Annotated in this window: 8 protein-coding genes and 1 pseudogene; 6 read left to right on the top strand and 3 right to left on the bottom strand. The window is 52.4% G+C overall.

What is annotated here, in order from left to right:
- Positions 1–748: pseudogene (locus PPL9_RS33625) on the bottom strand (hemagglutinin); the annotation flags it as partial.
- Positions 749–1225: 477 nt separating this feature from the next.
- Here PPL9_RS33625 and PPL9_RS23305 point away from each other — a divergent pair.
- The gene (locus PPL9_RS23305; protein ID WP_057464950.1) at positions 1226–1672 is read left to right on the top strand and encodes a MerR family DNA-binding transcriptional regulator; all 447 of its coding nucleotides are present in this window, start codon (positions 1226–1228) and stop codon (positions 1670–1672) included.
- Between the two features lie 139 nt (positions 1673–1811).
- Here PPL9_RS23305 and PPL9_RS23300 read toward each other — a convergent pair whose 3' ends face one another.
- The gene (locus PPL9_RS23300) at positions 1812–2120 is read right to left on the bottom strand and encodes an antibiotic biosynthesis monooxygenase (protein ID WP_057464949.1); all 309 of its coding nucleotides are present in this window, start codon (positions 2118–2120) and stop codon (positions 1812–1814) included.
- A gap of 29 nt (positions 2121–2149) precedes the next feature.
- The gene (locus tag PPL9_RS23295; protein ID WP_057464948.1) at positions 2150–2470 is read right to left on the bottom strand and encodes an NIPSNAP family protein; all 321 of its coding nucleotides are present in this window, start codon (positions 2468–2470) and stop codon (positions 2150–2152) included.
- Between the two features lie 135 nt (positions 2471–2605).
- Here PPL9_RS23295 and PPL9_RS23290 point away from each other — a divergent pair, with 135 nt between their 5' ends.
- From PPL9_RS23290 to PPL9_RS34355, 5 genes are all read left to right on the top strand, one after another.
- The gene (locus PPL9_RS23290; protein WP_057464947.1) at positions 2606–3286 is read left to right on the top strand and encodes a winged helix-turn-helix domain-containing protein; all 681 of its coding nucleotides are present in this window, start codon (positions 2606–2608) and stop codon (positions 3284–3286) included.
- Between the two features lie 245 nt (positions 3287–3531).
- Positions 3532–5328, top strand: coding sequence for an acyl-CoA dehydrogenase C-terminal domain-containing protein (locus tag PPL9_RS23285; RefSeq protein WP_057464946.1), 1797 nt, complete (start codon positions 3532–3534; stop codon positions 5326–5328).
- 100 nt (positions 5329–5428) lie between these two features.
- Positions 5429–6067, top strand: coding sequence for a glutathione S-transferase (locus PPL9_RS23280; RefSeq protein WP_057464945.1), 639 nt, complete (start codon positions 5429–5431; stop codon positions 6065–6067).
- A 21-nt stretch (positions 6068–6088) separates the two neighbouring features.
- On the top strand, positions 6089–7297 hold the full coding sequence (locus tag PPL9_RS23275; protein ID WP_057464944.1) for an acetyl-CoA C-acetyltransferase: 1209 nt from the start codon (positions 6089–6091) through the stop codon (positions 7295–7297).
- A gap of 14 nt (positions 7298–7311) precedes the next feature.
- Positions 7312–8639 (top strand): 3-hydroxyacyl-CoA dehydrogenase NAD-binding domain-containing protein (locus PPL9_RS34355; protein ID WP_244273449.1); only part of this gene is annotated, 1328 nt, incomplete at its 3' end.

The following is an 8639-nucleotide window of genomic DNA, read 5'->3' as shown; positions in this document are numbered from 1 at the left end:
CGTTTGGATCTTCGTCCTGTCTGGCCACGGGTGCGGCCCATTCCTGCTTTTCCGGCTGCATAGGGACAGCAGGATGAGCGGATGGCTGATGCGCACGCGGCTGCATTGGTGCAGGCTCAGCGTATTGCTGGGCACGGCGCTGCGGCGCATAAGCTTCAGGAGCCTGTGGTAAAGGAGCCTGTTCCTGTCTGCGCATAACTGGCGGGCGCGGATGCAGGAGCGGATCACGAGAAATACCAGCGCGTGCATACAGGTGCTGGTCGGCAGACGGATCGTACTGATCTTCATAGGCATGTGGGCTTGTTGACTGGTCGAGACCGGATCTCAGATCAGAGCGGTGCCATGGGTCACGATTTTGGGGATCACGAGCTTGGGAGTCACGAGTATGTGGGTCGCGAACATGAGGATCACGCGCATGCGGTGCATGCATGTGTTGATCACGTGCACGCGGCTGCGGTTCTGCATGAGCGAGGGGTGTACGGCCTTCAGACTGCATCAGGCGGCTTAGTGCCTGCGCAACTTCGTTCATCGCCGCTTCCTGAGACGTGGGATGAGGTTGTCCGTAGGGTTGCTGCGCCGCTGTACCAAATTCATCAGAATAGGGAGAATGGGCCGCATGCCTTGCTGCTGCAGGATTATGTTGCGCCATTCCACTTTCCTCCAACCACTTAACGTGGTCTGCATCCAGCCCTTCACCAAAGGACTTGTCTGAAGCGGATTTTCCAAATTCTGGTTTATTCCAAGACATGCCTGAAGGGCCTCATAAAACTGTCCGGACCGCGCCATGTCGTCCTTCCCTGCCCAAATCACATTATAAAAATAAACGTCAACCACTTTACGTGGTCTGTGAGTGGGTCAAGAAACGAATCACTTTGCGGTTTTGCACCGGTCTTAAAACTCGTAGGACTAGTTTTTTACTCGTTAGGGTAAATAGCGGGTTAATAGCTCGAATTCTGCGTGAAGAGCCCTTAAGGAATGTGAATTACGGCGGTTATCATGCAGATACCCTGCTATTTCAGGGAGTACGGAACAAACTCATGAAAATAATTCGTGTCCCGATTTACTCGAATTAAGGGTTATCAAGCCGCGCACGCTGGACCTACGTGTTCTTGCCAATGTATAAACTTGATGGAAATTGCGCGGTGCATCATTTAGCATGTACTTAAGTACGGATATCGTACATTAGAGGCAGTGTCGTGAGAGCAAAGAAGAACAGGTCAAGCAGATGAGCGAAGCCCTACATATCAATGAGATGATTGTTGATGTTGTTGCCAATGAGCTGGGTAAGGGAAAGAAGACACAGTTTACCATTGGCGACCTGGCAAAAGAATTTGATGTTACCCTCCGCACTCTTCGATTTTACGAGGACAAGGGCCTCCTGAATCCTAAGCGTGACGGGCTTAATCGCATTTACAATCGTCGGGACCGTGCGCGTTTGAAGTTGGTCTTGATGGGAAAACGTGTTGGTTTTTCTCTCACTGAAATCCGCAGTATGCTGGATCTTTATGATCTGCGTGACGGTCAGGTCACCCAGCTTGAGGTGGCGCTGAGCCGCTTTCAGGAGCAGATTAAAGTGCTTGAAGGTCAGCGCGCCAATATTGATGAAGCGATTGAAGACCTGCAGAGAACCGTCACGATTGTTGAAGGTATGCTGCGCGAAAAAAGAGGCTGATTTTCAGTCCGGTCAGGTGGGGCTTTTACCCCACCTTTTTGATTTATAGCCACTTATAGGCACCTGAATTTATTCATGAAGAATACGTTCAATATTTTTCACCTATAAAATACCGGCATATCTCCCGAACTTTCTTAATTTAATTGTTATCCAAGCCATAATCTCGCAAAACGCTTGCCACGCGGATGCGATACTTCTGGAAATATTCATTTTTTCCCAGTTGCTGCGCCTCCTGATGCTTTTCCTGAGTGCGCCAGCGCTTCACGGCTTCCTCGTCCTCAAAAAATGACAGTGACAAAATTTTCTCAGGATTGGTGAGACTCTGAAATCGCTCAACAGAGATAAACCCCGGGATTTTCTCCAGTTCAGGCTTAATTGAGGCGGCCACATCCAGATAACTGGCTTTGTGGTCTGCGAAGGGTTCAACTTCAAAAATAATGGCAATCATGCTGGGAACTTTCACGGCTTATTTGGCGATTACGGCTTTGCATGCGGCGTGGATGCAAGTGAGAGAAATGTTCTGTCTTCTTTCAGGATGAATTTTTCTCTCATAGCGAACTCATAGTTTTCGCGCCCGAGCGGGTCATTTGCAAGTGTGGCTCTGTATTCTTCATAGTGAGCCAAGCTTTGCACATTGTAGATGCCATAGGCCAATGTGGTGGAGCCTTCATGAGGGGCGTAGTAGCCAATCAAGTCCGCTCCACAGCGCGGGATCGCCTGCCCCCAATTGCGCGCGTATTGTTGGAATTCTGCCTTTTTCGTCGGGTCTATCTGGTAGCGGATAACACAGGTGAGCATCACTAATCTCCGGTTCAGTTCATCAATGCCCCCGGTGTAGCAAGCTGGCCTGCGCTGTTGTTTCGATCGTGATCGAACTATCAATTTTGCGTGTGTGCTATAGTCATCGGGCAGAATTCAAGAATGGAGCCCCACATGAAAGAAGGTCCGAATATTGCCGGGATTGCCGCGCTCATTGGAGATCCGGCACGGGCAAACATGTTGCAGGCTCTTATGACTGGCGTGGCGTTGACGGCCAGTGAGCTGGCTCAGGAGGCTGGTGTCACGCCTCAGACCTCCAGTTTTCATCTGGGACGGCTGGCGGAGGCCGGATTGGTCACCCTGCGCAAACAGGGGCGGCACAAGTATTACAATCTGGCAGATGCTGATGTTGCGGCTTTGCTGGAGGCCATGAGCGGCATTGCCATGCGCTCTGGAATGACGCGTGTGCGGACCGGGCCGAAGGAGCCTGCCCTGCGCAAAGCCCGTGTCTGCTACAACCATCTGGCCGGAGAGTATGGGGTGCAGGCCTATGACAGTCTGCTGGCGAGAGAGTTTCTGGTGGAAGATGGTGAGCAGCTTCACCTCACCGGAGACGGCCGATCCTTCCTGAGTGAGCTGGGCGTGGTGCTACCGGACAAGGAGACCAAGCGGCGGCCCTTGTGTAAATCCTGTCTGGACTGGAGTGCACGGCGGTCTCATCTGGCAGGAATTGCGGGCACCTCCCTGCTCTCCTTCTTTCTGGAGCAAGGCTGGGCCAAGCGTGTGGACGGGAGCCGCATAATCGAGTTTTCCAAAAACGGCGATTCTCGCTTTCACGCCATATTTTCCCTTTAAAATTGAGGGGCAGACAAAGCTTACCCGTCACTTTCATAGTACCAGAGGCAGGGTCCACTAAGATTTCACAGGGAAGTTATCAGGTGCAAACCCGCAGAATTCCGCGGATACGTACCTACCCCTAAGAAATTACACTTGGGTATAACTTGCCGCAGGCGCGAGGGCGCTCTATATTCCGTCACAAGTTGACGTTTACGCAAACGTTAAATCCATGCCTCTAGGGTTGGTCGGAAGGAAAAATTGCTATGCCGAGTTATAGTGCTCCCGTCGAAGACACTCTCTTTTTGCTCAAAGATGTTTTGGGTTACGAAAAACATTCCAACTTGCCCGGGTTCTCCGAGGCGACGCTGGATCTGGTTGAAGCCATCTTGAAAGAAGGCGCAAAGTTCTCTGAGGAGATCGTGCAGCCGCTGAACCATTCTGGCGATAAAGCTGGTTGTATCCGCCATGATGATGGCTCTGTGACAACGCCTCCAGGCTTTAAAGAAGCCTACAACGCCTATGTTGAAGCTGGTTGGGGTGGTCTGTCCGTTCCTGAGCAGTATGGTGGTCAGGGCCTTCCGTCCATCTTCTCCGGCATTGTGAATGAGTACATCTGTTCGGCGAATATGGCGTTTGCCATGTATCCGGGCCTGACAGCTGGCGCGATGGCTGCTCTGCATACGCATGCAAGTGACGAGATCAAGGACACTTACCTGCCTAAGATGGCAACCGGTGAGTGGACTGGCACCATGAACCTGACCGAGCCACATTGTGGTACGGATCTGGGCATGCTGCGCACCAAGGCTGTTCCGCAGGCGGATGGCTCCTACAAGATTTCCGGCACAAAGATCTTCATCTCTGCAGGTGATAACGATCTTTCCGAGAACATCATTCACCTCGTTCTGGCTCGTATCGAAGGCGCTCCTGCCGGCACCAAGGGTATTTCCCTGTTTGTTGTGCCGAAGAAGAAGCTCGATGCAGACGGCAATCCGGGTGAAATGAACGGCGTTTCCTGTGGTTCCATTGAAGAGAAGATGGGCATCCACGGCAATGCAACCTGTGTCATGAACTATGACGATGCGACTGGTTTCCTCGTTGGTGAGGAAAACAAAGGCTTGCGCGCCATGTTCGTGATGATGAACGAAGCGCGTCTTGGCGTTGGTATTCAAGGTTTGTCCCAGTCCGAAGTGGCTTACCAGAACGCAGTTATCTACGCGAAGGATCGCTTGCAGGGCCGTTCCCTGACCGGACCTAAGGCACCAGATAAGCCAGCTGACCCGATCATCGTGCACCCGGATGTGCGCCGCGTTTTGATGACCATCCGCTCCTTTAATGAGGCAGCACGTGCTCTTTACATGTGGACTGGCCTGCATGGTGATGTCTCTCATCTTTCCGAGGATGAAGCTGAAAGACAGTCTTCTGACGACATCATGGGTCTCCTGACCCCAGTGATCAAAGGCGTTATCACCGATAAGGGCTTTGACAACGCTGTGATGGCTCAGCAGATTTATGGAGGTCATGGTTACATTCAGGAATGGGGTATGGAGCAGTTCGTTCGCGACGCTCGTATCGCCATGATCTATGAAGGTGCCAATGGCATTCAGGCGCTTGACCTTGTTGGCCGTAAGCTGCCAGCAAATGGTGGCCGCGCTATTCAGGCATGGTTCAAAGAAGTTGGCGCACTTGTAAAAGAGCATGAAGGCGACGAAGAGCTGAGCGTTTACACCACGGCGCTGAAGCAGTCTTTGAAGGACCTTCAGGCCGCGACCATGTGGTTTATGCAGAACGCAATGAAGAACCCAGACAATGCGGGTGCCGGATCCAACGACTACATGCACCTGTTTGGCCTTGTTGCCCTTGGTTACATGTGGACCAAGATTGCGATTGCAGCAAAAGGTAAAATTGCTGAAGGCGCAAACGGCAAGGAAGACTGGCTGAACACCAAATTGACCCTTGGTACCTTCTTCATGGAGCGTATCATGCCGGAATCTTCTGCTCATCTGGCTCGCATCTCCACTGGTGCGGACACAATGATGAGCCTGGACGCAGAAGCGTTCTAATCACATTACCGTAACTCAAGGGCCCGGGACCTATCCCGGGCTCTTGTCCTGCCCTATTCTCAATCTGATATATTAAGCTGACAGATTTTAGGAGTCCGATATGGCGGAATATGAACTTCAGTGTTTTGCGCAAAGCGGCAATGCCTACAAGGTTGCGCTGATGCTGGAGCTTTCCCAGGCATCATGGACCCCGACTTGGGTTGATTTTTTCAATGGTGCGACCCGCGATCCTGAGTTCCGCAGTGAGCAGAACGAGATGGGGGAAATTCCCGTGCTGATCCACGGGGAAACACGGCTGACCCAGTCTGCCGTGATATTGGAATACCTTTCCCAGCAGCTTGGCACGTTTGGCTGGGAGAGCGAGGAAGAACGCCGGGAAATCCTGCGCTGGCTTTTCTGGGATAACCACAAGCTGACCAGCTATGTGGCGACCCTGCGCTATATGCGAGCCATGGTGAAGACCGGTGAAACCGATGTGACCCGCTTTTTTGAAGGCCGGACCATCGCCACTTTGAAGGTGCTGGACCAGCGCCTTGCGAACAGTGACTTCCTTGTTGGAAATCGCCCGACAATCGCAGACCTTTCGGTGTGCGGATACCTGTTTTGGCCAGAAGAGATTGGTGTGGACTTCGGCCCTTATTCAAATGTGAATGCATGGCTTGAGCGGATTAAGGCCCTGCCCCATTGGGTAGCCCCTTATGACCTGATGCCCGGCCACCCCTTGCCTACACCAGCCTGACCAATTTTTGCGGAGGACAATATGGCAGACGCCCTTATATTCGATCATGTGCGCACCCCACGCGGGCGCGGCAAGAAAGACGGCTCCTTGCATGAAGTTTCGACAGCGCGCCTTGCAGCGAACGCTCTTGAAGCCATCAGAGACCGTAATGAGCTTGATACGAAGCTTGTAGACGACGTTGTGCTTGGCTGTGTTGACCCAGTGGGTGATGCAGGCTCTGACATTGCACGTGCTGCTGTCTTCGCAGCAGACTATGACCGCTCAGTTCCTGGTATCCAGATCAACCGCTTTTGTGCGTCTGGTCTGGATGCTGTGAACATGGGTGCCTCCCAGATCATGTCCGGTCAGAACCAGCTGGTTATTTCTGGCGGTGTTGAAGCGATGAGCCGTGTAGGTCTTGGAGCTTCTGGTGGTCCTTGGCCTGCAGACCCGCAGGTGGCTATTCCTGCCTACTTCATGCCGCAGGGCGTTTCTGCTGACCTGATCTCCACCAAATACGGTTTCTCCCGTGATGACGTGGATGCATATTCCGTGGAAAGCCAACGCCGTGCAAAACAGGCATGGGATGAAGGCCGCTTCAAGAACTCAGTTGTTCCTGTACGCGACATCAATGGCCTGACTATTCTGGACCGTGACGAGCACATGCGTCCTGAAACAAACATGCAGTCTCTTGCTGGCCTGAACCCATCCTTTGAGATGATGGGCAGTATGGGTGGCTTTAACGCTGTTGGTATTCAGGCCCATCCTGAGATCGAAAAGATCAACCACATGCACCATGCTGGTAACTCCTCCGGTATCGTGGATGGTGCTGCAGCTGTGCTGATGGGTACCAAAGAGGCTGGCGAGGCTTACGGCCTGAAAGCACGCGCACGCATTAAAGCGTTTGCAAACATTGGTTCTGATCCGGCACTCATGCTGACAGGTCCGGTTGATGTGACCGAGAAGCTTTTGAAAAACGCTGGCATGGAAATTGGCGACATCGACCTGTTTGAGCTGAATGAAGCCTTTGCGGCTGTTGTTCTGCGTTACATGCAGGCGTTTGAGATTGACCACGCCAACATAAACGTAAACGGCGGTGCAATTGCAATGGGTCACCCACTTGGTGCAACTGGCGCAATGATCCTTGGTACAGTTCTTGATGAGCTGGAGCGTCAGGACAAAAACACTGCTCTTGTTACGCTGTGTATTGGCGCTGGCATGGGCACAGCAACCATCATTGAGCGCGTTTAAGGGGAGAGACGAACATGACTTACACACACTTTACCCTTGAAACCGATGCGGACGGCTTTGCAGTTCTGAAATGGGACTCGCCAGAAAAGCCGATGAACGTGTTTGACGAGAGCGTCATTCTTGAGCTGGACAAAGTCGTCGATGACATTTCCGCTGATGATGCGATCAAGGGCGTTGTTGTTGCTTCTGGCAAAAAAGCATTCTCTGCTGGCGCTGATCTGAGCATGATCGGCAAGCTGCTTGCTACTTTCAAAAAACGTCAGGCTGTTGATGCAGAAGGGGCTGCGAAGGACCTGTTTGACGGGTCTCGCAAACTGTCTCAAGTGTTCCGCAAACTGGAAACCTCAGGCAAGCCCTATGTAGCTGCTGTGAACGGTGTTTGTATGGGCGGCGGTACAGAGCTGGCACTGGCCTGTCATAAACGGATCGGTGCTGAAGAGAGCCTAAAAATGGCTCTGCCTGAAGTGAAAGTCGGTCTGTTCCCAGGTGGCGGTGGTACGCAGCGTGTTATGCGTATGGTTGGCGATCTGCAGGGTGGCTTGCAGTTCCTGCTGTTGGGGCAAACCCTTGATGCCAAGAAGGCCATGCGCCTGAAGTTGATTGAAGCTGTTGCGCCTGAAGCTGAGCTGATTGCTGCTGCCAAGAAGATGTTGGCAGATGGCGTTGACGCTGCCCAACCTTGGGACAAGAAGGGCTTCAAAATCCCAACCGGTAAGGTTTACTCCCCATCCGGTATGCAGTTCTGGCCTGCTGCAAACGCAATTTACCGTCAGAACACCTATGACAACTATCCGGGCGCACGCTACATGCTGCACTCTGTTGTTGAAGGCCTGATGGTGCCAATGGACACTGGCCTGACCATTGAGAGCCGCTACTTTGCCCATGTTCTGCAGAGCAAAGAAGCTGCCGCTATGGTTCGCTCCCTGTTTGGTTCTATGCAAGAGCTGAACAAAGGGGCTCGCCGTCCAGCTGGTGTGCCTAAGACACAACTGAAGAAGATTGGTGTGCTTGGTGCTGGCATGATGGGTGCAGGCATTGCTTATGTCACAGCAAAAGCTGGTCTTGAGGTTGTTCTGATCGACCAGTCCCAGGAAGCTGCGGACAAAGGCAAAGCTTACTCTGAAGGCCTTTTGGACAAAGCTATCAAGCGCAGCAAGTCTACTCCTGAGAAAAAAGAGAAGCTGCTGAGCCTGATCACTGCGACCACCGACTACAACGCATTGAGCGATGTGGATCTGGTAATCGAAGCTGTGTTCGAAGACCGCGAAGTGAAGCGTGTTGTGACTGAAAAAGCTGAAGCAGCTATGCCAGCTTCCGCAATTTATGCGTCCAACACCTCTAC

The organism is Pseudovibrio sp. POLY-S9, assembly GCF_001431305.1.
Classification (GTDB): Bacteria; Pseudomonadota; Alphaproteobacteria; order Rhizobiales; family Stappiaceae; genus Pseudovibrio.
The sequence above is the reverse complement of the archived record's forward strand: the minus strand, read 5'-3'. Positions and strand labels throughout refer to the sequence as shown.

Excerpts from the sequence above, each read along its gene's own strand:
- PPL9_RS23285 (WP_057464946.1), top strand. The coding sequence starts at position 3,532 with ATGCCGAGTTATAGTGCTCCCGTCGAAGACACTCTCTTTTTGCTCAAA.
- PPL9_RS23300 (WP_057464949.1), bottom strand. The coding sequence starts at position 2,120 with ATGATTGCCATTATTTTTGAAGTTGAACCCTTCGCAGACCACAAAGCC.
- PPL9_RS23305 (WP_057464950.1), top strand. The coding sequence starts at position 1,226 with ATGAGCGAAGCCCTACATATCAATGAGATGATTGTTGATGTTGTTGCC.
- PPL9_RS23290 (WP_057464947.1), top strand. The coding sequence starts at position 2,606 with ATGAAAGAAGGTCCGAATATTGCCGGGATTGCCGCGCTCATTGGAGAT.
- PPL9_RS23275 (WP_057464944.1), top strand. The coding sequence starts at position 6,089 with ATGGCAGACGCCCTTATATTCGATCATGTGCGCACCCCACGCGGGCGC.
- PPL9_RS23280 (WP_057464945.1), top strand. The coding sequence starts at position 5,429 with ATGGCGGAATATGAACTTCAGTGTTTTGCGCAAAGCGGCAATGCCTAC.
- PPL9_RS23295 (WP_057464948.1), bottom strand. The coding sequence starts at position 2,470 with ATGCTCACCTGTGTTATCCGCTACCAGATAGACCCGACGAAAAAGGCA.